Annotated in this window: 21 protein-coding genes and 1 pseudogene; 15 read left to right on the forward strand and 7 right to left on the reverse strand. The window is 41.7% G+C overall.

The genetic code is table 11. The annotated features are described in order from the left end of the window. Positions 1–11: 11 nt before the first annotated feature. The 3 genes from H5187_RS05630 (at position 12) to ppiC (ending at position 1,710) form a co-directional block, all read left to right on the forward strand. Positions 12–437 (forward strand): thiol-disulfide oxidoreductase DCC family protein, encoded by a 426-nt coding sequence (locus H5187_RS05630; protein ID WP_145234484.1) that lies wholly within the window; start codon positions 12–14, stop codon positions 435–437. A 20-nt stretch (positions 438–457) separates the two neighbouring features. Continuing rightward, entirely contained in the window at positions 458–1,369 is a 912-nt protein-coding gene (locus H5187_RS05635) for a hypothetical protein (protein WP_182717618.1), read from the forward strand. A 62-nt stretch (positions 1,370–1,431) separates the two neighbouring features. After that, positions 1,432–1,710, forward strand: a complete 279-nt coding sequence (gene ppiC, locus H5187_RS05640; RefSeq protein ID WP_145234480.1) for a peptidylprolyl isomerase PpiC — start codon at positions 1,432–1,434, stop codon at positions 1,708–1,710. An 89-nt stretch (positions 1,711–1,799) separates the two neighbouring features. Here ppiC and H5187_RS05645 read toward each other — a convergent pair whose 3' ends face one another. The 4 genes from H5187_RS05645 to H5187_RS05660 all read right to left on the reverse strand — a co-directional run bounded on the left by H5187_RS05645 (position 1,800) and on the right by H5187_RS05660 (position 6,731). Then, positions 1,800–3,212 (reverse strand): YfcC family protein, encoded by a 1,413-nt coding sequence (locus tag H5187_RS05645; protein ID WP_182797633.1) that lies wholly within the window; start codon positions 3,210–3,212, stop codon positions 1,800–1,802. Between the two features lie 191 nt (positions 3,213–3,403). Then, positions 3,404–4,051: a DsbA family oxidoreductase gene (locus H5187_RS05650; RefSeq protein WP_138554903.1), complete on the reverse strand. Its 648-nt coding sequence runs from the start codon at positions 4,049–4,051 to the stop codon at positions 3,404–3,406. Positions 4,052–4,195: 144 nt separating this feature from the next. Next, the gene (locus H5187_RS05655; protein WP_182717617.1) at positions 4,196–5,416 is read right to left on the reverse strand and encodes a Xaa-Pro peptidase family protein; all 1,221 of its coding nucleotides are present in this window, start codon (positions 5,414–5,416) and stop codon (positions 4,196–4,198) included. 25 nt (positions 5,417–5,441) lie between these two features. Continuing rightward, positions 5,442–6,731, reverse strand: coding sequence for an FAD-binding oxidoreductase (locus tag H5187_RS05660; protein WP_182797634.1), 1,290 nt, complete (start codon positions 6,729–6,731; stop codon positions 5,442–5,444). Positions 6,732–7,000: 269 nt separating this feature from the next. Here H5187_RS05660 and H5187_RS05665 point away from each other — a divergent pair, with 269 nt between their 5' ends. The 6 genes from H5187_RS05665 (at position 7,001) to H5187_RS05690 (ending at position 11,913) form a co-directional block, all read left to right on the forward strand. After that, a complete protein-coding gene (locus H5187_RS05665; RefSeq protein ID WP_145234469.1) occupies positions 7,001–7,183 on the forward strand; it encodes a hypothetical protein in 183 nt (60 codons plus the stop codon). Further along, positions 7,183–8,184 carry a 4-hydroxyproline epimerase gene (locus H5187_RS05670; RefSeq protein ID WP_182739491.1) on the forward strand — a complete coding sequence of 334 codons (1,002 nt, stop codon included), beginning with the start codon at positions 7,183–7,185 and terminating at the stop codon, positions 8,182–8,184. The genes H5187_RS05665 and H5187_RS05670 overlap by 1 nt, the downstream gene beginning before the upstream one ends. Before the next feature lie 13 nt (positions 8,185–8,197). After that, on the forward strand, positions 8,198–9,694 hold the full coding sequence (locus tag H5187_RS05675; protein ID WP_182717615.1) for an aldehyde dehydrogenase (NADP(+)): 1,497 nt from the start codon (positions 8,198–8,200) through the stop codon (positions 9,692–9,694). A 135-nt stretch (positions 9,695–9,829) separates the two neighbouring features. Further along, positions 9,830–10,498, forward strand: a complete 669-nt coding sequence (locus tag H5187_RS05680; protein ID WP_145234461.1) for a GntR family transcriptional regulator — start codon at positions 9,830–9,832, stop codon at positions 10,496–10,498. Between the two features lie 124 nt (positions 10,499–10,622). Further along, positions 10,623–11,414, forward strand: a complete 792-nt coding sequence (locus H5187_RS05685; protein WP_182760779.1) for a Cthe_2314 family HEPN domain-containing protein — start codon at positions 10,623–10,625, stop codon at positions 11,412–11,414. 277 nt (positions 11,415–11,691) lie between these two features. Continuing rightward, on the forward strand, positions 11,692–11,913 hold the full coding sequence (locus tag H5187_RS05690; RefSeq protein ID WP_182717613.1) for a hypothetical protein: 222 nt from the start codon (positions 11,692–11,694) through the stop codon (positions 11,911–11,913). A gap of 465 nt (positions 11,914–12,378) precedes the next feature. Here H5187_RS05690 and H5187_RS05695 read toward each other — a convergent pair whose 3' ends face one another. Then, complete coding sequence (locus H5187_RS05695; protein ID WP_145234584.1) at positions 12,379–13,347, reverse strand: dihydrodipicolinate synthase family protein; 969 nt, start codon at positions 13,345–13,347, stop codon at positions 12,379–12,381. Between the two features lie 330 nt (positions 13,348–13,677). On the opposite strand from H5187_RS05695, the gene H5187_RS05700 reads away from it, so the two are divergent. The 5 genes from H5187_RS05700 to H5187_RS05720 all read left to right on the forward strand — a co-directional run bounded on the left by H5187_RS05700 (position 13,678) and on the right by H5187_RS05720 (position 20,423). Then, positions 13,678–16,671, forward strand: coding sequence for a TonB-dependent receptor domain-containing protein (locus tag H5187_RS05700; protein WP_145234451.1), 2,994 nt, complete (start codon positions 13,678–13,680; stop codon positions 16,669–16,671). Between the two features lie 205 nt (positions 16,672–16,876). Then, positions 16,877–17,926 (forward strand): proline racemase family protein, encoded by a 1,050-nt coding sequence (locus H5187_RS05705; protein ID WP_145234449.1) that lies wholly within the window; start codon positions 16,877–16,879, stop codon positions 17,924–17,926. Continuing rightward, complete coding sequence (locus H5187_RS05710) at positions 17,923–19,008, forward strand: Xaa-Pro peptidase family protein (protein WP_145234446.1); 1,086 nt, start codon at positions 17,923–17,925, stop codon at positions 19,006–19,008. Before H5187_RS05705 ends, H5187_RS05710 begins: the two co-directional genes overlap by 4 nt. 1 nt (position 19,009) lies before the next feature. After that, positions 19,010–19,954 carry an ornithine cyclodeaminase family protein gene (locus tag H5187_RS05715; protein ID WP_182717610.1) on the forward strand — a complete coding sequence of 315 codons (945 nt, stop codon included), beginning with the start codon at positions 19,010–19,012 and terminating at the stop codon, positions 19,952–19,954. A gap of 70 nt (positions 19,955–20,024) precedes the next feature. After that, positions 20,025–20,423, forward strand: a complete 399-nt coding sequence (locus tag H5187_RS05720) for a hypothetical protein (protein WP_145234441.1) — start codon at positions 20,025–20,027, stop codon at positions 20,421–20,423. Positions 20,424–20,513: 90 nt separating this feature from the next. On the opposite strand, the pseudogene ycaC reads toward H5187_RS05720, so the two are convergent. Then, positions 20,514–21,023, reverse strand: a pseudogene (gene ycaC / locus H5187_RS05725) (isochorismate family cysteine hydrolase YcaC); the annotation flags it as partial. 197 nt (positions 21,024–21,220) lie between these two features. Further along, on the reverse strand, positions 21,221–22,195 hold the full coding sequence (locus H5187_RS05730; RefSeq protein WP_182739493.1) for a transposase: 975 nt from the start codon (positions 22,193–22,195) through the stop codon (positions 21,221–21,223). 265 nt (positions 22,196–22,460) lie between these two features. Here H5187_RS05730 and H5187_RS05735 point away from each other — a divergent pair, with 265 nt between their 5' ends. After that, a complete protein-coding gene (locus H5187_RS05735; protein ID WP_182739494.1) occupies positions 22,461–23,270 on the forward strand; it encodes a peptidase S8 in 810 nt (269 codons plus the stop codon). The last annotated feature ends 21 nt before the right edge of the window (positions 23,271–23,291 follow it).

Here is a 23,291-nt window from a genome sequence, read left to right on the forward strand (position 1 = left end):
AAAGGCTAAGTATGTGTGAAATAAATGCTCAACAGCTTATGCAAAACAATAAAATAATACTCTTTGACGGGCAGTGTAAGCTTTGTAATGCATGGTGTAATTTTATTATTAAGCACGATAAAAAGCTGTGTTTTAAATTATGCAGTGTGCAGTCTTTAAAAGGCCAAGCAATCCTCACGCACTTTGGTTACCCAACAGCTAATTTTAAAACCATGATCTATGTTGAAAATAATCAGTGTGTTACCAAAAGTGATGGTGTGATTAATGTTGTTTCACAGTTGGGTTGGCCATGGCCCTTAGCTAACATATTACGAATAATACCGAAACGGATACGCAACTGGGGGTATGATGCCATTGCACTTAACCGGTATCGCTTATTTGGAAAATATAATTATTGCGTGATCCCAAGTCATGAGTATGATCACCACTACTTATAATTTCTTTACAAGGCGGACTGTTGGCAGGTTATTTGGTTAAACTTAATATACTGTTTTTAGTGTTTAGTGCTGGACTATATGCTCAAAATGACACCCATGATGACTCTGCAATCGTGGTAGATGTTCGCGACAGAATTAACCTGCGGATGCAAAATACCGCCCAGTGGTTAGACGATTTACTCGGTGAAGAGGTTAACCCAAACAAAGCCCATGCGAGAGGTTTTTTGCGGTTAGGCTGGCTTCCCCGCAGTGCTGATCTAGCTGAAACAGAAGTACGCTTTAAAGTATCATTAAGCTTACCTAGCTGGGAAAACCGCTTAAATCTAATAATAGATAATGACGCTGACGAATTTAGCCGGTTGCCTTTTGAAACCGACTCCCCAGCTAATCAAAACAATGGTACTGAAGACATAAATGCTGCGCTGCAATTTTTAGTTGAGCGTACCGCTAACTTAGAGGTTGATAATCGTGTTGGCATATCACGTAGCCAACTTTATGGACGCAGTGCACTTCGTTGGAATAAAACATTTAATCAAACGCAGTACTTTGCATCTGCCGGCTTAGAGTATTACTTCTCTGATGGCTTTGGTTACTTTATTAAGCTCTCCAGTGATACTAAGATCAATGAGTTTTATTCGCTGAATGTCTCTGCTAATTACCGTGAAATTGATGACGAAATAGATAGCGAAATGCGCTCAGGTGTTTATTTAAGTTATATACCCGATGCGCAGCGAGCCGCAGTGTTTGGTGCCAATGTACAGAATAGTTTTGATGACTTTACTATCTATACAGTATCGTACCGTTACCGGCAGCAAGTAAAATACAGTTGGCTGTTTTATGAATTAGAGCCGTTTATAGAATACCGAGAAGAACTCAATTATCGCGACGAAGTAGGATTCGCGATTCGTTTAATTGGCTATTATGGCCAGTGATAATGACTAGTTTTTATCTATTATGATAAAATCCCCTCAGTTTAATTTTGTAGAGATAGATCATGGCTAGCACCGCACACGCATTACACATTTTAGTTAAGCATAAAGAACTTGCCGAAGACATAATTCAGCAGTTAAAAAAAGGCGCTAAGTTCCATGTGCTCGCTAAAAAACATTCCTCTTGCCCATCGGGTAAAAAAGGGGGTGATTTAGGCGAATTTAAACGTGGCCAAATGGTTCCGCAATTTGATAAAGTGGCTTTTGGCGCAGAAATATTAGAACCACATTTAGTAAAAACTAAATTTGGTTGGCATGTGATAAAAGTGCTTTATAGAACGTAAGAGTAAAGTTAGCTAGAAAAACGAGTGACTTCGATTTAACGAAAAAACCACCTACAAAGGTGGTTTTTTCGTTTAAGTATCCAGTAACTTTAGCTGCCAACGGCACTTGGTTGTACATCCAAACCATAACCAAACATCACTGCAAGTACGAGCACAATCGATGCTGCTAACATCAATTTAAGTAATAGTGGTAAACAAAAACGGAACCAATGCCCATAAGGGACACCCGCCATGCCTAAAATTCCCATTAATACCGCATTGGTAGGGATAATCATATTTGAAAAGCCATCACCAAATTGATACGCAAGCACTGCAACTTGGCGTGGCACGCCGACTAAATCGCCCAGCGGGGCCATCAGCGGCATAGTCACATACGCTTGGCCAGAGCCTGATGGAATAAAGGTATTGAGTATTGTTTGAATGACTAACATTCCAATGGCTGAGATCTCGGCGCTCACATACGAAAGTGGTAGCGACATACCATGCACTAAACTATGCAATATTTGCCCATCTTCAAGGATTAAAGCAATACCACGGGCAACACCAATTAAAATAGCGGTGGTGACGAGATCTGAAACACCTTCAATAAAGCGGTTTGCAGCATCATCGGCAGATAAACGGCCCAGAATAGCGATCAACACACCCCACGCGATAAACACGCCGCCTAATTCGTATAAGTACCAGCCTTTGGTTGCAATACCCCATACAGCAACACCTAGCGTGACAATAAAGCTACCTAAAATTAATTTATGACGCAGTGCAAGTTCAGGGTAATGCGGTGTTGCTTGATCATTGAGAGGGCAAGGCACATCAAGCATCATGGATTTACTTGGATCGGCGGCCACCTTTTTAGTGTACTGCCACACATGATGAAAACCAATTAGTACAAAGGGCACAAATATCGCTAAGCGCAACCATAAACCAGAATAAACAGGAATTTCAGCAATCTGCTGGGCAATTAACACTGTGAATGGGTTAAACGCAGACACGCCATAACCAATCCCGTAACCGGCTACAATCATCCCTACTGCTGTCATTGCATCAAGGCGCATAGCTTTACAAAGAGCGACTAATATTAATACAAATGGAATATATTCACCCGCTGTACCAATACTGCTTGATGCTAAGGCAAAACAAAAAACCACCATAAATATAAGTCGTTGCGGCTTTTTACCATGGCGCTCAAGTAAACGGCCAATCAACGCATCAACCGTGCCGGTAGCACGGGCAATGGCCAGTACACCGCCAACAATCAAGACAAAAAAGATCACATCTTGCGCCGCAGCAAAGGCGCGCGGAATCGCCGTTAATAAATCCCAAGGGGTAAGATAGTGACGTTCAGCGACCGTATGATAGGTGCCCGCAAGGACCATTTCCCGACCAGACTCGGTGAGTGTTGTGTCAAAAAAACCTTGTGGTACTAACCAGGTAGCAACTAACGCAGTGACCATCATACCTAGCAGTAAAATCAAAGTATGCGGTACTTTGAAAGAATTACTCATACGTTCTCCATTTTTATAATTGGCGCAGCAGATATGCCTCGCTGTTTTTTGTTAAGGATAACACGAGTTATAAAATCACAATAAAAATAGCAACGTCAGTCTGTAAAGGAATGTAACGGGGGGCACTAAGTTAAAGAAGAAAGTTAGTTAAAAAGCGACGCAACAGGTAAATTGCGTCGCTTGTCATTTTATTACGCTTCTTGCTCGGCGATTTGTTTAAATGCTTGCACAAATGCGTCGCTTGGCTGGCCGCCAGTGAGGGCGTATTGATCGTTAATGATAAAGGTTGGCACTGAGGAAATGCCCATTTGCTGTAGCGCATTTTGCTCGCTGCGTACTTCTTGGAAATACTCGCCTGAGTCTAAAATTTCTTTTGCGCGGGCTCTATCAAGACCAACACTTTGTACTACATCAAGTAGGTTGTCTTGCTCATTAAGGAAAATTAAATCGGTAAAGTGGGCTTTAAATAAAGCGAGTTTTAGCTCGGTTTGTTTGCCTTCAGTGGCAGCCCAAGTGAGTAAGCGATGTAAGTCAAAGCTATTGATCATGATGCGTTTACCGTCAAAATTAAAGGTAAAGCCTGCTTTTTCACCCATCTCTAAAATACGTTTGCGGTTTTCGTCGCCTTGCTCCTCGCTCAGGCCATATTTTTGTTGTAAATGCTCATTTAAATCTTGCCCTTCAATTGGCATATCTGGGTTTAACTCAAATGGCTTCCAGCTGATCTCAGCTGAAAATTCGTCACTTAATTGCGCTAATGCTGTTTCAAGGTTTTTATAACCAATAATGCACCAAGGACACATTACGTCTGAAACGATGTCGATTTTTAGCTTTTTCATGAGTGAGCCTATTTTTTACAGTGTGTACGGGTCTATATGCAGGCGCGAAGGGGTTAATTCAAGAGGGGGGATTTTCAATTTACAGAAATAAGTGCTTAAACTGCACGGTAAGCGTTTACCGTGCAGTCGTTATGATGGACTAGCTTAGTCAGCTAAACCAAAAGGGTCTTCGATGCTATGGGCAGGCTCAGTAAACCATTTTGGCCCTTTATCAGTCATATAGAAATGATCTTCTAAGCGAACGCCAAATTCATCAGGTATAACTAGCATAGGCTCATTACTAAAGCACATACCTGTTGCAAGTGGGGTTTTGTTGCCGCCGACTAAATAAGGCCATTCGTGAATATCTAAGCCAATACCGTGGCCTGTGCGGTGGGGGCAACCTGGCGTTTGATATTCAGGACCTAGCTCTTGCGCGGCTAAGTAACTACGCGCGGCGGCATCGACTGCTTCACAAGGCGCACCAATTTTTGCAGCGTTGAAGGCGGCGATTTGCGCGGCTTTTTCGTAATCCCAAAACTGGCGTTGGCGCTCTGTGGCCTCACCAAACACATAGGTGCGGGTAATATCTGATAAATAATCATGTACTTTACAGCCAGTATCAATCAGTACCATATCGCCTTTTTTAAGAATTTGCGGGTCTTTCACGCCATGTGGGAACGAGGTTGCAACGCCAAATAATACGATGCAAAAATAGTTACCTGGAGCACCTACTTTTTGGTGTGCTTGCTTGATAAACGCTTCAACTTCGCTCGTGCTGATTCCTTCGTGTAACATACTTGCAGTTGCTTGGTGAACCGCTAACGTCATATCCATAGCGCGTTGCATCAGTGCCAGCTCGTTGGCTGATTTATGCATTCGACAATGAGCGGTCACAGGTTGTGCATTGACTAGGTTTAAGCCAGTTTGTGCTTTGTTTATACCATCAAAAATAAAGAACTGTGCGCTTTCGTCAATGCCAACAGTGCCATTAGCCGCAATGCCCATTTCTGCGAGTATTTCAACAAATAAAGCATAAGGGTTTTGGTGCTCTTGCCAACCACGAATAGGGCCATCGATGACTTTAAAACCGTTTAGTGAGCCAATTTCAAAATACGGGGCAATGTATTGTACGTCGCCTTTAGCCGGTAATATTGCGCCTACCATACGCTCACTGGCATACCAACGCATACCGGTAAAGTAGGTTAAGTTAGTGCCTGCATTTAAGTAAATTGCATCAATACAATTGGCTTGCATGTAGGCTTGTGCTTTGGCAATACGCGCTAAATGCTCATCAGCCTGAATAGGCATTAAATCGCCCGTCATATCGCTTAGACCGGCGAGTGCTTGCTCTTTAGTTTGCGTACCAATTCCGAATGTTGTCATGGTGCTCTCCTTTATTTATATGCGGCTATTGTGCGTGTGGCTGTGCTTTACTGCAAGCGGGTTGCGTTGAAAAGCGACTCACACAATAAGGGTGTATATCTATTTGCGGCGGGTGGTTTAAACACAGTGCGGTTATTAGCTCTGCGGTTACGGCGCCTTGGGTTAATCCTAAGTGCTGGTGGCCAAAAGCAAAGTACAGGTTATCGTGGTTCGGGGCGCTACCAATAACGGGCAATGAATCCGGTAGCGATGGCCTACAGCCCATCCAGGTACTGTTAGCATGTAATGAAAAGGCTGATCTATTCAGTAATGCTTTAGCGTTGGGTAATAATGCTAATGCGCGTTTGTTATTCATTTTTCGTTTGGTGCCGGCAAATTCTACCGTGCCAGCAATGCGTAGGCCTTGGCTCATGGGAGTCATAATAAAGTGACGCTCGGCAGAGGCCACAGGGCGTGAAAGCCCGTAATTACCGGCTAGCATGCAATGGTAACCACGTTCAGTATCAAGCGGCACTTTGTAGCCTAAAGGTTTCAATAGTGTGTTACTCCATGCGCCTGCGGCGATGACTACTTTATTCGCTGTGACAATTTGATTTTGGCAACTGAGTGTATAACCTTGCTTTGCAGGCTGTATCGAGGTGATTTTTTGTTGGCAAAATTGGCCGCCCAACGCGCTAAATTGTTCTGCTAAGTTGAGGCAAAATAAATGCGGATCAACACTGTGAGCCACCTCTTTAAATAATAAAGCGTAGGTAATGGTTTTAGCTAAATTGGGCTCTAGTAGACGCACGTGTTCGCCATCAAGTAACTCCACCTCAATACCCTGATCAAGGTAGCTGCGCAGCATAGCGTTAATTTTACTAAGAGGGGTGGTCTCAAAAGTCAGTAAGCTGCCCTTTTTAGTTAGTAAGTGGCCTAAATTATACTCACTGAGTAAGCGCTCATAAGCGGGGATCGCTAGTTGGTTTAACGCCTTAAGTGCTTGTGTGTTAGTGCGATAAGTCTTGCTTGGCATGTTTTTAACAAATTGCCAAAACCAAGGTAGGGCTTTAAAGCCATAACGCCAATCAATCCGTAGCGGCCCTAATGGATTGAATAACATACCGGGTAGCTTCTTTAATAGTGAAGGGTGCGCAAGCGGAAACACTTGCTCAGTCGCAAAGTGTCCAGCATTGCCTTTAGAGCAGCCTTGCGCTAAACCATTTTCATCATACAAGGTGACTGCAAAACCTGCTCGTTGTAGTTGTAATGCGCTACAAATGCCAATAATACCAGCTCCTATAACGGCGACTTGCTGTTTATTTTTATCCGCCAAAATAATTTACCTCTTCTATAAAAGTAATACCAAACACTTGATTTGTAGGCGCGTATACATTGCATCTCACTTTAAACAGTGATTTATGAAAAAAATCCCGCTGTATTAAATCAGTAAATAAGCATTGTTTTTCAGTTTCTTAAGTAGTTATTCCCAATCCCAAAAGAGCCTCAGAAGATAAACCTTTTAACAAACTTTAAGGTGGGATATTGATTATTGTATACAATATACCTATGATATCAAGCCTAAACATCAATCAGGTAATTAAAATGACAGTAACTTGGCAAGGAGTCTGTGCAGCAGTAATGGCTCAGTTTAGTGCAGACGACTCCATTAACTTTGCAACAACAGCAAACATGAGCGATGAACTGATCAACAAAGCTGTTCACGGCATGATTGCACTGGCTATAGCAAGCCCTACTAACCTAACAAAATTAAAGTGGGCTAAGTGATGCGTAAAGGAAGTTTTTTTTGTATTGACGGCCATACTTGCGGCAACCCAGTTAGGCTTATAACCAGTGGTCACCCGCAATTGAGCGGGCAGAGCATGAGTGAGAAGCGCCAAGATTTTTTGCAAAATCACGATTGGATCCGCCAAGCACTGATGTTTGAACCTCGCGGTCACGACATGATGTCGGGCGGATTTTTATATCCACCGACCACGGAAGACGGCGATGCCGCTATTTTATTTGTTGAAACATCTGGGTGTTTGCCTATGTGCGGCCACGGCACAATGGGTATCGTTACGTTTGCTTTAGAGCATGGTTTGTTACAGGCAAAAGTGCCGGGAACTCTGCTGCTAGACACACCTGCTGGGCGTGTCCAGATCAACTATGAAATGAGTGATGGCAAAGTACAGTGGGTAAAAATTTATAATGTACCTGCGTATTTAGCACATAAGTCGATAGTTATTGAAGTGCCTGAATTGGGCGAGCTGATAGTAGATATCGCCTATGGCGGCAACTTCTACATTATTGTTGAACCGCAAGGTAATTATAAAGGCATTGAACATTTAACGGCTGGGCAAATTTTGCAATATAGCCCGCTAGTGCGTGATGCAATAAACGCCAAAATTAAATGTGTTCATCCGCTTGACTCAACCGTTCAAGGCGCAAGCCATGTTTTATGGACAGGCACCCCAAAAAATGCCAATTCAGACGCCGCAAATGCAGTTTTTTATGGTGATAAAGCCATTGATCGCTCGCCATGTGGAACAGGCACCAGCGCCCGTATGGCACAGCTATTTGCCAAAGGGCAGTTGGCTCAAGGGCAAAATTTTATTCACGAAAGTTATATTGGCAGCCAGTTTATTGGTTGCATTGAACACGTAACAGAGATCGCAGGCATAACAGCTATCTTACCAAGTATTCAAGGTTGGTCTAGGGTGACGGGCACAAGTGCTATCACCGTAGATGACGATGACCCATACGCATTTGGGTTTCAAGTAATTTAATGAGGAGCAAAGCATGACATTAACAGGACAAAGTTTAGTAGCAGGGCAATGGCTCGGTCACTCTGGAAATGGTGAATTTAACGCATTTTCCCCCGCCCGCAATGAACCACTCGCAACGCGCTTTTTTAACCTCAGCGCCACTGAGTTAGACAGTGCAATAGAAGCCGCACAATCGGCGTTTTATGAATATCGTAAAACCAGTTTTGCACAACGAGCAGATTTTTTAGAATGTATTGCTGATCATATTTTAGCGCTTGGTGATGAGTTACTTGAGCAAACACAGCAAGAAACCAACTTACCGCTGGCACGTTTGCAAGGTGAGCGTATGCGCACCGTAAATCAGCTTAAAGCCTTTGCTAATGCATTACGTGACAACCCTGAATCGCCACTGGGTTTAAAAATAGTGGATGAAGCAGATGCCACCAGAGCACCGTTACCAAAGCCGCACACTGAACTTAACTATTTACCGCTGGGGCCGGTGGCTGTATTTGGTGCATCTAATTTCCCTTACGCCTTTTCAACACTGGGCGGCGATACCGCCGCAGCCCTTGCAGCAGGCTGCCCAGTAATTGTAAAAAACCACACCGCGCACCCAGGAACGGGTGAGTTGATGGCACGTGTGGCGCTTGCAGCCATTAAAGAATGTGCAATGCCGTTAGGCGTGTTTGCAATGGTACAAAGTAAAGCCTACGACATATCGCATCAATTAGTGGCTGCGCCGGCAATAAAAGCGGTGGGGTTTACAGGCTCATTTAATGTGGCCAGCAAGCTGCAAGCAACAATTGCCAAGCGTGAAGAGCCGATACCATTTTATGGTGAGCTTGGCAGTATTAACCCACAAGTTATTTTACTCAATAAAGCCATTGAACATAGCAAAGAGATGGCACAATCACTTTGCCAGTCAATGCTGATGGGGAACGGGCAGTTTTGCACTAGCCCAGGGCTTTGGTTAGTACCAACCGGGTGTGACGAACTCGAAGCACATATAACAGCGTGTATTAATGATGCCCCATCAGACACTTTACTCACCCCTGGGATTGTTAAAACCTTTAAACACCAAATAGCAGAGCGAACTCAGCTTGATAAGCTTAGCGTGCTGGGTAAAGGCAAGCTGGAGCATGAATTTCATGCTAATGCACATGTATTTGCTTGTAATGCTGATGACTATTTAGCAATCTCAGCTTTGCAAGAAGAAGTGTTTGGCCCTGCTGCGTTAGTGGTGCGCTACGACAGTGAACAGCAGCTCATGACATTGATAAACCAATTACAAGGGCAGTTAACCGCCAGTATTCATGGCACTGAAGCTGATTTAAACAACGCCGATAGCCTTATCGAAGCGCTGCAATATAAAGTAGGTCGTTTGATAAAAAATCAGCTGCCAACAGGTGTTGAAGTGTGCGCTTCAATGAACCACGGTGGGCCGTTCCCAAGTTCAACCGATGTACGCAGTACCTCTGTGGGCGCAAATGCAATGTTACGTTTTATGCGACCAATTTGTTATCAAGCATAGGATTTATTGGGCGGGATATGCAAATTGTATATTCCCGCTTTCCCCCTTGTTTATATAGGGTACAGACAGATTCTCACTTGGCATATGAGTGAACTTGAGTATAATGTATGCTAAATGCAATGTAAGAGGATCACCATGGCTATCGAGCACAAAACCCGCACCCAGCTTGTTGCAGAAGCAATTCGCGCAAAAATTCTCTCTGGTGAAATTAAAGCAGGCGAGCCCTTACGTCAAGCTGCACTGGCAACAGAGATGAACGTAAGTCGTATTCCTGTACGTGAGGCACTTCTTCAGCTTGAAGCCGAAGGGCTTGTTAACTTTGAAGCGCACAAAGGAGCTACGGCAACAGAGCTTTCAGCATCACAAATTGATGAGATTTTTGATTTAAGAGCCTTACTTGAAGCAGAGCTATTAAGCCATTCAATAGACGGTTTAACAGATCAAGATTTAATCGACGCTGAGCTTATTTTAACTGAGCTTGAAAGCGCTATGGATGCGGGCGACACCCACCTTGCCACAGGCGATTTAAATAGTCGATTTCATGGTAAATTATATTCGCGCGCGCAACGGCCACAAACCCGTGAGCTGGTAGATATGTATAGTAAAAATTCAGAGCGCTACGTGCGCATGCATATTTTACTGGCTGGTGGTTTAACCACCGCACCCGAAGAGCACCGCACATTGTTAAATCACTGTCGCGCAAAAGACACTAAAAAAGCCTGTGACTTTTTGAAAAAGCATATCTTGGGCGCCAAAAACGACATTAAAAAGCTATTATTAAAAATCGAAGACGAAAAAAGGTAACCTTAATAAGTTGTTATTATAAATTTTAATGTGTGTTTACGCAGTTCAGGGTAATCACTCAAGAGTGTTTATCGGTATTCTTGGTAAAAGGCTGTTAGCTATCTGTCAGAAATTGCGAGTATCTATGAATAATGAATATCATTGGTGGGATCTGGAAGACTCTAGCTTCAAGGGTGTTTTATACGACTCGATAAATTGTTATTTCTTGCATGACTTGCCTTACAAAAACTGGGAAGAGTTTTCTGAAGCTGACCCACATATGGCTTATGCACAATTAACCTATGTCCGATTTAACATGCTTGAACAACAATTCATTGATTTGCGGGTTATCCCTAAAATGCTTGGGGTTGAAACTGTTCCAGTTAAATCCAGCGTTCAAGACATAAATAGATACGACTGGCTTAAATCTATCGTTGATTTGACTTTATTCCGTTTTTCCAGCTTGAGAGATATAGCCTTTCATTTTGTGAATGAAGTTTTGGAGCTAGGACTTTCTGATTTTCAGTTAAATATTAAGCAACTCAAAAAAGCTCTCAAAACAGAGTACCCTGAAATTCTAGAGGACTTAAAAACTCTTGATAAAACCGGTGAAGAATTGCGGACTGATCGTAATGACCGAGCACACAAGGGATTCAGTGAACTCTATACTGGCGATGATAAAATGTTCAAAAATATGTCGTGGATGGAAGGCAAAGTTATCGACAACACTGATTATGATTTGGTCGGTATTTATGAAAACTCCCGTGACAAAATTTGTGATCTAGTAGTTCAAGAAGTGCAGGTGGCATTAAGAGCTACAATCAATTTAGTTGATAATTGCTATGACCACTATCGTGATACACACCTTAGGTTATCATGCGGTTCTGCAATGGGAGTGTCGCAGCATTTCCCACTGCATTGTGAAAAAGATAGCTAACAAGCAATTTAAGAGTGATTCCCCACGCTTGGCAGTTTCAGTTTAGGGCTAGTTCAGTGTTTACGGTGTTCAATTTGAGCGTCGTGGTAGCGTGGCCCACACCTTAATTGGGGGTTGAGGCTGTAGAATTACTCTTTTTTTAAGAAAGACAGCCAGTTTTATGGGTTCCAAATGCATTACCTAATGCTTTAAAAACGCTTAGAGTTAATTACAGGAGCTCGTCTTTTAATTGAATTTGGCTGTTGGAGTTATACTACAGCCTCGTTAGGTGATTTACATGGATGGTTGGCAGTATCACGATATTGGTTTTGAATCCCAAACTAAAAAAATCAATGGTATTAATATTTGGAAGTATCCTTGGAACGACATGGACGAACCATCATTTGAAGTGCCTCATCCTCAATATCCAGATCAACGTCATAAAATCACACCTTACTTTATTAAAACTAAAGGTAAAACTCTTACATTTGCTGCGGGTGAAGTTAGTAATTGCGTTTGATGTATTTATGTTGCAGGATCAATTGCCTAATACATATGAGCCTTAACTCTGTCAATAGGCAATAGTGTTCTTTTTGACCGTTTTATAAATTGAAGGTCAATCAAAAATCAACTCTAATTCAATAAGCAAATTCGTTTACTTCGTATGCCGATGTGGCTGTTAAGCAAGTAGCTTACGGCAAACACATCTAGGGTGCGTTACGCAGTAATCTCTTATTGCGATCTTATCGCAGCCAGGTTTTTCCCATATCCTTTTGGACTTTCTGGGGCACTACGACTAAATAGATTTAGAAGGTAGAACGAAGCAGGATGCCAGAGCCGAGACATTCATCGGTTAACCTAATCATGGCAAGTAGCCTAGGCCTGTTTTGAATAAAATAAGATGTAACAATCTCAAAAATAGCCAATCTGTAAAGATAAAAACTCCGTAACAACGGAGTTTTTGCTATTTGAATATTTTAAAACATCAGTCTAGTAAATCGAGGACCTCAAGTCGTTCTTTTGCTAGGGCATACCGTGTGTGCACGTCATCAATTTGCTGTTGGGTTAACTTCTTGCCAAAGGTGCGAAGCCCACCTGTTAGATCATTATGATGAATGCCAAAAGCAAACTTAAGGTATTCTAAAAGTAACGGCTGTGCATCAAGATAGGATATAGAGTTCATCGCTTGAGAGATTTTGTTTGCCTCGGCCCATTCTCCGTTATTTACATACTCTTGCATTGTAATACTCGCTTTTGGGAATATGCAGCCCACACCTGTAATGCCGCCACATGCGCCTGCGAGTCCTGCATGTACAGTAACGGTGTCAACACCGGCCAATACTTTTAAATTTTTGTTCTCTAACATCATTGTTTCAATAACTGACACATCGATAGTTGATATTTTAAGCGCAGTTACCTCTGGTAGAGCTGCAAGCCTTGTAAGCAGATCAGTTGAAAGCGCATGGTAGCCCGCTGCGTCAGGGTTGTTATAGGGCATTATTGTTATGCCGGCCTCTTTTGCCGCTGAGGCGCTAAGCGCGTAGTAAGCATACATCTGTTCATCACAAGGTGTTTCTTTGGTTTTTGGTGGCATTACCATAACGGTATCTACGCCGACCGTTGCGAGTTCTTTTACTATTTTGGCTAGTTCTTCTTTGGTTTCTGCCGCTGCGCCACTGATTAAAGGAACGTTGTGTTCTTTAGCAACACTTGAAAGGGCTTTTAGTAAAGAAAGGCGTTGCTCAGCACTTAGGTAGCTGTTTTCACCCAGCGTACCAGAGCCAACAAGTCCACCCATACGAGTACCCCCCTTTCCTTGCACTTTTAAAATATCTGCAGCGTATTTTTTTGTTGTATCAAGGTCTATTTCCAGGGCTCCGGACTCTGACTCTTTTAGCCATGTAAATACGGCCGGCATAACTGTATATCGCCAATCTTTACTGTTCGTTTGCATCATATTTCCTCTTATAAATACATATTGTATACATTATACATTTAGATTGTATCAGCTAAATTGCTTTCGGCAAGGCCGGAATAAAAATAAACTAAACCCTGTATTAATTACTTTGCTCACTTCTGTTACTTTTTAGGTGTTCAGTGTGAGTTTGCAAGCAATTGATTATAAATATTGTTTTTGAATAAGTTTGACATGAACCATCTTGTTTTTTAATTTTACGTAAATTAAATGTATATTACATATTGTATACAATATGTAATGAGTGTATATTTTTTACGTCAAGGTTAGCCTGGCAACAAAAAATCAACAGGATCAAAGGAACATTTCATGTTTACGAATAATAAAAAGCAAACTCGGGGAGTGGGTGTTAAAACCCTACTGGCAACAGCTGTTACAGCTGCATTAATAATGACACCAGCTGCGCAGGCCGTAGATGGTAGTAGTATTGTAAAAGGTCATATTGTTGCACACTCTGGTAATGATTTGATTGGCGCAACAATTACACTTAAACACAAGAGTAAAGGGCTTGTTTACACTATTACGAGTAATGCTGAAGGCGATTACTTATTACGTAATGTACCGGTGGGTATGTACGATGTAACGATTGTAAAAGATGGCTATCAAACACTAATTGAAGAAGATGTAGCAGTGACCATTGGTCAATCAATCATTCTCGATGTACAACTTTATAAAGCTGGTACTGATATAGAGCGTATCGCGGTAACAGGTTCGGCAATTCGTCGTGTAGATATGGCTTCCTCTACCTCCGGTTTAACGTTTAGTGATGCTGAGCTTAAAGCAATGCCGGTTAATACAGGCTTTGAGAGCATTGCTTTACTTGCGCCAGGTACCGCTGCACCTGGTGGCTCTAATTTTAAAGGCGCATCAAGTTTTGGTGGTTCATCGGCTGCTGAAAATGGCTACTATTTTAATGGCTTAAATGTAACGAGTATTCGTACTGGTTTAGGTTCCATTCGCCTTCCTTGGGAAGCTATATCCCAAACTCAAGTTAAAACCGGTGGTGTAAGCCCTGAATTTGGTGGTGCATTAGGCGGCATTGTAAACGCTGTGTCTAAATCGGGCGATAACGACTTTAAATTCGGTGCAGAGGTGCGCTGGGATCCTGATGGCCTTCGTAGTCAACATGATTCAATATTTCAAGATAGTGGGACAATAAACACTAATACACAGCAAAGCAGTTACGACTTTAAAGAAGTACAGCTATGGGCAAGTGGTGCAATTATTGAAGATACCCTGTTCTTTTATGGTTTATTTGCACCACGCAGAGAAGAGTCTAATAGCGCAGGGCAAACCACTTTTTCTGATTTTGAGCGTGATGAAGACCGTTGGTTCACCAAAGTGGATTGGTTTATTAATGAAGATCACTCTATTGGTTTCTCTGCAATGAACAATAAACGTACTTGGACTGATAAAACGTTTGCGTATAGTTGGCAAGATAATGTGGTAGGTGATCAACAAGGTGTCGATGCACCAGGCGAAGATGGCGGCAATGTATACAGTATTAACTACAATGGCTACCTCACAGATACTTTTTCAGTGTCAGCCGTTGTTGGTCGTGTTACTGAAAATGTTGAGAACGTTGTAGCATCACCTAATCCCGGCGTGTGGGATGAACGTGACGGTTTTGTAACTCTAAGCCAGCATACAAATTCCGGTATAACGGAAGAAGAGTATATTCGTGACCAAGCCAGAATTGATTTTAACTGGGACTTGGATATGCATTCAATTCAATTTGGTATTGATTACACCAATGTGAAGGTTGATTATTTTGAAGGCCAAAATGGTATTGGGGATGCACAAGGCTGGTGGACTATAAAAACTGCTGGTGAAAATGATATATCAAGTGCTGCGCTGGGGAGTGACTTTATCGAAAGGCGGGTTCGTAGCCGTGAGGTCGATTCAGATACAACTTCACTGGCGTTTTATATTAATGACTCATGGCAAGCAACTGATAATTTAGTCCTTAATATGGGTTTGCGTTATAGCCAGTTTGAAAATACGGTGACAGATGGCCGAGCATTTGTTGATATTGATAATCAAATAGCGCCACGCTTACAGGCTATTTATGATGTATCGGGTGACGGTAGCGCTAAAATATTTGCCACTTACGGGCGCTATTTTCAGCCAGTATCTGCGAACATGAATATCACTCAAGGCTCTGCATCAATTGAATGGTTTGAGTATTTTGAATTAGATCAATTAGAAGGCAATGGCTCGCCTACTTTATTAGCTGACGGCTCACCTAGCAGAGGTGATATGTTACGAGATAGACGCTGGCGCCAGCGTGGTATTACTGAACCTGGGTTAATTGCCTCGTCTTCTTTAAAACCAATGTACAGCGATGAGTTCACAATAGGGTATCAACAAGAAGTTTTTGATTCTATGTCTGCCGGCGTACGTGCTATTTACCGCGACCTTGGGCGCAGTGTTGAAGACACGGATGTAGGCCCTATACTTGCCAAGAAACTTGCCGAAATGGGGATCACCGATAACGTAGGGCAGGGTTCATATTATGTGCTTAATAATCCTGGTGAAGCGATTCAAATGTCGTATGACTTTGATGGTGATGGAGAAATAGATAACGTTAATTTAAGTGCTGATGAGCTTGCACTTGCCGAAGCACAACGCAAATATTTGGCCCTTGAGTTTACCTTAGATGGCAATGTAACCGATGACTTGCGTATCAATACTTCATATACATGGTCACATAGCTACGGTAATACGGAAGGTTTAGTTAAAACGGATAACGACCAAGCAGATCCTGGTTGGACGACCTCTTACGACTATGGCGATTTGATGGATCATGGCTATGGTAATTTACCAAATGACCACCGCCACGCAATCAAATTTAGTGGCGCGTATAATATTACCGATTCACTGACTGTAGGTTTAGTTGCGCGAACTACATCGGGTCGTCCAAAGAGCTACTTCTCAGTTCACCCTGAAGGTGTTGATAGCTGCGAGCAAGGAAGCCCGTGGGATGCATGTGTGAGTAAATACTATGACCAAGCATCGCACTATGATGAAAATGGTAACCCGGCACCACGCGGAAGCAAAGGTAACTTACCGTGGTTAACTAATGTGGATATGTCACTGACTTATTATACTGACTTTTTTGGCTCTGACATGACCTTAAAAGGCACGGTATATAACTTATTCGATGGAGATAGCGCGGTATCGATAAACGAGGAGCGAGCTCAATATGGCGATAATGGCTTAGAGCTCAACCCAGATTATGGTTTAGTAACTGGCCGCCAAGGTGCTCGATATGTATCGTTAACCGCACGTATAGAATTTTAAGTTCCCTGGTAAGTGGCTGTAAAATGTCGTTTTAGTAAATAGTATCTAACAAGCGAAAACTAAAACTGACAAAATGTTTAAGCACATTCTCATTAAGAGTAACACAGCCTTGATGCTGAGTAGGTAACTGCTCAGCATTTTTTATTAAAGTTATTGCACTAAAAAATATTGAGATATATTGTATACAAAAGTGAAGGAGTTAATTATGACCCAGACTTTATTTTCCCATTGGCAGCAGCCTAATAATGATTGGTTACAAATACATACTTTAGAGATGCACACTGGTGGTGAACCATTGCGTATTATAGTTGATGGCTTTGAGCAACTTACAGGTGATACGATGCTTGAAAAGCGTGCCGATTGTTTAGCGCGTTTTGATTATTTACGAAAAGCATTGATGTTTGAACCTCGTGGTCATGCCGATATGTATGGCGCAGTGATCACTTGTGCTGTGCGCTCAGATAGCCATTTTGGCGTACTTTTTTTACATAATGAAGGTTATAGCACCATGTGCGGGCATGCGATTATTGCACTGGCTACCGCTGCAAAAGATTGCGCACTTGTTGACTTTAAAGATGGCTATAATGAACTAAGAATAGACACTCCAGCTGGGCTTATAAAAGCGTATGTTGAACTTAACAATAATCAGTTACAGCAAGTATATTTTGATAATGTCGCCAGTTTTGTTGATAAATTAGACGTTAAAATAAGCTTGCCGATGTGTGGTTCGGTTAGCTGTGATATAGCGTTTGGCGGTGCATACTACGCATTTGTTGATGCAGATACTCTTAATTTAAGCTTAGCACCTGACAATCATGGACATATAATTAGCCTTGGGAAAGCCATTAAACAGCAAGTGACTAATCAATATCAGCCAACGCACCCAACCGATCAGGCACTGGGTTTTTTATATGGGGTTATTTTTTACTCCAATAGCCAGTTATCACAAATTAACCACTTTAGCCGTCATGTGTGTGTATTTGCCGAAGGTGAACTTGATCGAAGCCCTACAGGCACGGGCGTAAGCGCTCGTGCTGCATTAGCTTTTGCCAAAGGCGAATTAGCGGTAGGACAAAGTGTAAATATTGAGAGCATTTTAGGCTCAGCATTTAATGTAATGGTTAAGCAAACATGTGAGGTTAAAGCACGGTCTGCGATTATTCCTCGTGTTACGGGTACAGCCTTTGTGACGGGTAAACATACCTTTTTAATTGATCCAACAGATCCCCTAAAACAAGGATTTATTTTTCGATGAATAATCATTTTTTAGTACGCCAACAATTACTAAAACAACGTATGGCAGAGCAAAACTTAACGGCGTTATTAGTGTTAGGGCATGAGAATATTCGCTACTTGAGCGGGTTTAGTGGTAATGCCGCGTATGCAATTGTGACGCAAGCTAGCTGCATACTTATTACTGATTATCGTTACTTTGAGCGCGCACAATCTGAGTGCCAAGGGTTTGAAGTGATCAGCCGCGACCGTGATAGCGAAAGTTTAGGCTGTTGTATTAACCGTTTTTTACCTGCTAACAGCCATTTAGGTTTTGATGCGGCATTTATTAATGTGGCATTGTGGCAGCAAATTGCTAGTGATTTGAGTGGTCACACATTAATGCCAATTCAAGGAGTAATTGAACGTCAGCGCATGATCAAAAATGACTGGGAAGTAGCACAAATAAAAGCTGCGGCTGCGATTGCGGATGAAGCACTTGCACACACTATTCCATATTTTAAAGTAGGTGTAAGCGAACGTGATTTAGCCTTAGAGCTAGAGTTTAGAATGCAAAAATTAGGCTCTGAAGGAATGTCGTTTGCAACGATTTTAATGTTCGCAGAGCGTACCTCGCTGCCCCATGGTAGCCCCAGTGATAGAACACTTAAAGAAGGCGACTTTATTACCCTAGACTTTGGCGCTGTTGTTAATGGCTATCGCTCAGACATGACACGTAGTTATGTATTAGGTAAAGCGTCAAGCAAACAAGTTCAAATTTACAATGCAGTTGCGACTGCACAACAAGCTGCTATTAATTTAATTAAGCCAGGGGTTGATTGCATTGATTTACAAAATGCATCACAACAAGTATTGGATGGCTCTGGTTTTGGAAAATGGGCAGGACAAGGGCTTGGCCACGGTTTAGGGCTATTTTTACACGAGCAGCCGTTTATCAATAGCAACGTTAAGCACGTATTAGAAGTGGGCAATGTGATCACCATAGAGCCAGGTATTTATATCTCTGAATATGGCGGGGTGCGTTTAGAGGAGGACATCTTGATCACCAACACGGGTTATGAAATTTTAACTCACGCACCTAAACCATTCGAACTGGAGTTATAAAATGCAAGTTATTGATAAAAAACACATTGATAACGCCCTTGATTTTGACTCGTTAATCACTGCTATGCAGCAAGGTTTTGCCCTCGATTTTACTATGCCAAAGCGTAACGTCTATGAGTTAGATAGCAACAGCGGTAGCCGGGATGCGTTTGCTGTGTTACCTGCATGGAATGAACAAGTGATTGGCGTAAAAGCATTTACTTATTTTCCTAATAATGGCGAGGCGGGCTTTGATTCTTTGTATTCTAAAATAATGTTGTTTTCGCGCGAGCACGGCGAACCGTTGGCACTGGTAGATGGCACGAGTATTACTTTATGGCGTACGGCAAGCGTATCGGCGCTTGCGAGTCGTTATTTATCCCGAGAGAATAGTAATCATTTAGTATTTTTTGGCAGTGGTAACTTAGCCGAGTATATGGTGCGTGCGCATTTGGCTGTTCGTAATTTTAAACGAGTAACGCTGGTGGCGCGTAATCATTTAAAAGTAGTCGCCCTGCAAAGTTGTTTAGAGCAGTTATATCCTGATGTTGAGTTTGTCATTGGGCAAAGTACGCAAGAAGTAATTTACAGTGCTGACGTGATCAGCTGCGCGACCGGCTCTCAAGTGCCATTATTTGATGGCAACTGGTTAAAATCAGGCACGCATGTTGACCTAATCGGTAATCATCAGAGTGACCATCGCGAATGCGACACCGCCACAATTACTCGTAGCCGCGTTTATGTTGATAGTAAAACCAATGTATTAGGAGAAGCAGGTGAATTATTAATACCAATAAGTGAAGGTGTATTTTGCGAGCAAAGCGTATGTGCTGAATTAGCTGATTTAGCGAAGGTAAATACCGTAGCCCGTTTTAACGAAACGGATATAACGGTATTTAAATCAGTTGGTACAGCACTGAGTGACTTGATTGCTGCAAATCAAGTTTATCAATCTCTACAGAACTAATAGATAATTTGTGGTGAGTTTTTAATGTGTGTGCTGTGTGTCTGTTTTAGTTTTATAAGGTAAGTGAAAGATGAATACTGTGCTATTGATATTGGGTGTGTGTTTTATTTTTGCAGGGTTACTGCCTCTTTTTAGGTGGTTAAAGTGTAAAATAAGCAAACATCACTGGCGCGTGTGTGTGATTGATAACATCACTAATGCGGTTAATACTCGTATTGGTGCTCATGAACTATTGCCGTCACAGTCAATGTTAGTTAGCTTTAGATTTAACAATCATTTGTATAGCGTATTGGTCAGTCACGACAACACCCTGCTCACACGATTCAAACAAGGCGAGCCTTGCAGTGTATTGGTTGATAAAAATAACCCGCAAAAGGTTTATAACAACTCACAACTATGGCAAAGCTATGCATTAGTTTGGTTGGTTAGCGGTCTAAGTTTGTGCGTGGGGAGCTATTTTTTAACGTGAGGTAAACGAGCATGCTTGGTATGCAACTCACTTATATTGTTTAGTTTTTAGTTATAAAAAAAGGGGGCCAGCCCCTTGTTAAATAGTATGTTATTTAGGTTGGAAGGTTGAGTAACTATTTATTAGGTTGCGATAATCTGGAATGTGGTTTGAGAATAGAGTCCCCAGTCCTTCCACATCATTGCGCCAGTCTCTATGTAATTCGCAAGCTGCGCCAAACCAGGTCATAAGTTGTGCGCCAGCAGCTGACATGCGATCCCAAGCTGCATCACGAGTCATTACATTAAAGGTGCCTGAAGCATCAGTGATCACGAATACATCAAAACCCTCTGCTAAAGCGGATAAAGCTGGGAATGCAACGCATACTTCAGTTACTACTCCAGCAATAATGATTTGTTTTTTTCCTGTAGCTTTAATAGCGGCAACAAACTCTTCATTATCCCATGCGTTAATTTGTCCAGGCCGAGCAATGTAGGGCGAATCTGGAAACATTTCTTTTAACTCAGGTACTAGCGGGCCGTTGGGGCCTTCTTCAAAGCTGGTGGTTAAGATTGTTGGCATCGCAAAGTATTTTGCACAGTCTGCCAATGCGAGTAAGTTAAAAGACATCCACTACTTTTAAAAATTAAAATGACACCTAACTTCAATACAGTTACAAGAGTTTTTATGTGTCTAATGATATTAAAAAACTCTTCTCAGAATAGTAAATGTTCATTTTTGGGCGAGTATAGCAAATAACTGGCAGCACAAGCTTCAGCCTTGAGCTGATAAAAAGTAAAAAGTTGTTTTATATGGTATTACGCTAATAGTTTTTCGCAATTTTTGCGGTTACTTCGTCGTTTAAAGTGTTGGTGTTCACAATACCGGTCAATTGCATCTGGTTTACCAACTGCACCATGAAAGACTTTAGTAAACCTACTGGTGATTTTTAGCCAGTTTTCAGGGCATATGTTTAGTTGCTCTAGTAGCGGTGGCAAAGAATGATCTATATAACCTGTTTTATCTGTTTTTATGCAGCGCCCTGTTTTATCAACAAGGTTTAGGTAAGAGTTCAGTTCAAAAGGCAAACCATTTACAGTGTGTTTTGTTGTTAAACCTGCAAAGCGAAATAAGGACCTAGGTTGTTTGGCATTTTGTGCTGCTGCAATACGTTTTTTAATACTTGTATAATTTGAGTTTTCAGGTGATGAAGCGGTTCCAGCACGGATTGGGTTTAGATCGACATAGGCCATACAAGCCACTAGTGCTGACTCATCAAGTAAAGCTTGAGATTTAAAGCGTCCCTCCCAAAATCTACCTTTACAATTATCTTCTTTATTAGCTTTGCGAGCAATGTACTCATTAAGTGATCGCATAAACCAGCTAATGTCCATTAGCCTTGAACGATATTCTCCAATGCTAGACTTTACTAATTGCAGTTCGACAGAAGAGAGTACCTCATTTTTCACAAAGCGTTGAGTTAATAAAGTACCTTTAAATGCTTTGTGCCAGCGTAAAGCAATGGCTTTATCATTTAGGCGGTTAGCTTTATTATTATCTACATGAAGGATGATATGTGTATGATTACTCATCACAGCATAGGCGCATACATCAATACAAAATATTGAAGCGAGCATTATAATTTTATCTTCAACCCATTCTCTGCGGTGCTCATACGATTGGCCCGTATGCTTGTCTATGCCACATAAATAAGCTTTTCTTACGCAACGAGATATACAGTGATAGTAGCGAGTATCACTTAGGCTAATTTGTCTTTTTCGAGCGATTGCCATAAAACCTCCAATGTTGTGTTTCTATAAAAATACTAGTCACTTTATATAGGACTGCAACTTTATGATGGGTTTGAATTGGAATCAGTTGTTGAATTTAGATTTAAGTGGGTGTCATGTAAGTTTTTGAATTTAGATTTAAGTGGGTGTCATGTAAATTTTTTATAATTATGCGACTTGTAATGAGGTGTAATGTTTTATTTCATGTCGACGTTTACGCTTATAGGGCTGTTAATCCTAGCAGCATAAACGTCACAGGAACTCGACAATGATTACTTCAAAACTTTTATTTGTGGTTTTACTTGGTACGGCATCGATTGCGCATGCTGGTACGCAGTACACAACACAACCTGCAAGCAATATTACGACAACAACGGCGCAGTTAAATGGTTATTCGGCATCTACTATTGGCTTAAGTGGTGAAATAATTGATTATGGTGAAACCACAAACTATGGCTTTAGTGTTTTAGTCACACCCGCAGGAGTTAATGGCCCTGTGAGTGCGCAAGTAGCTAATTTAGAGTGTGGAACGCAGTATCATTTTCGGTTTCATGGTGATCCAAAACCGCCCAGATCAACACTGCAAGGTGAAGATCTCACTTTTACCACGCTACCATGTAACCCCACTATATTAAACAATATCTCCCTAGAAACAGGTGGCCAATATTACCTTGTGGCTGAGAATAATGGGGGGGATACAGTGAATGCAAATCGTCTTGCAATTGGTCCATGGGAGCAATTTAATTTAATTGATATTAATGGCGGTGATTTGCTAAGTGGTGATGAAATACATATCCAAACAACATCTGGATACTATTTTGTGGCAGAGCAAGGTGGTGGGGCTGCACTTAATGCAAACCGAACTGCGGCATCCATATGGGAAACGTTCACTATAGAATTACCAAATAACCCTGGTGCATTAATTCAAAATGGTGACAACATCGCGCTTAAATCGATTAATGGTTATTACGTACAAGCGGTCAATAATGGTGGTTTTGGAACCAATGTTCTGCCTACAGTTATAGGTTGTAATGCAATGTATCCTTGCTCATTAGAAATGTTTAAAATAATATTTTAAGTGTGGGTCGCAATTACCAAA

This window comes from Pseudoalteromonas sp. SG44-1, assembly GCF_014164315.1.
Classification (GTDB): Bacteria; Pseudomonadota; Gammaproteobacteria; order Enterobacterales; family Alteromonadaceae; genus Pseudoalteromonas; species Pseudoalteromonas rhizosphaerae.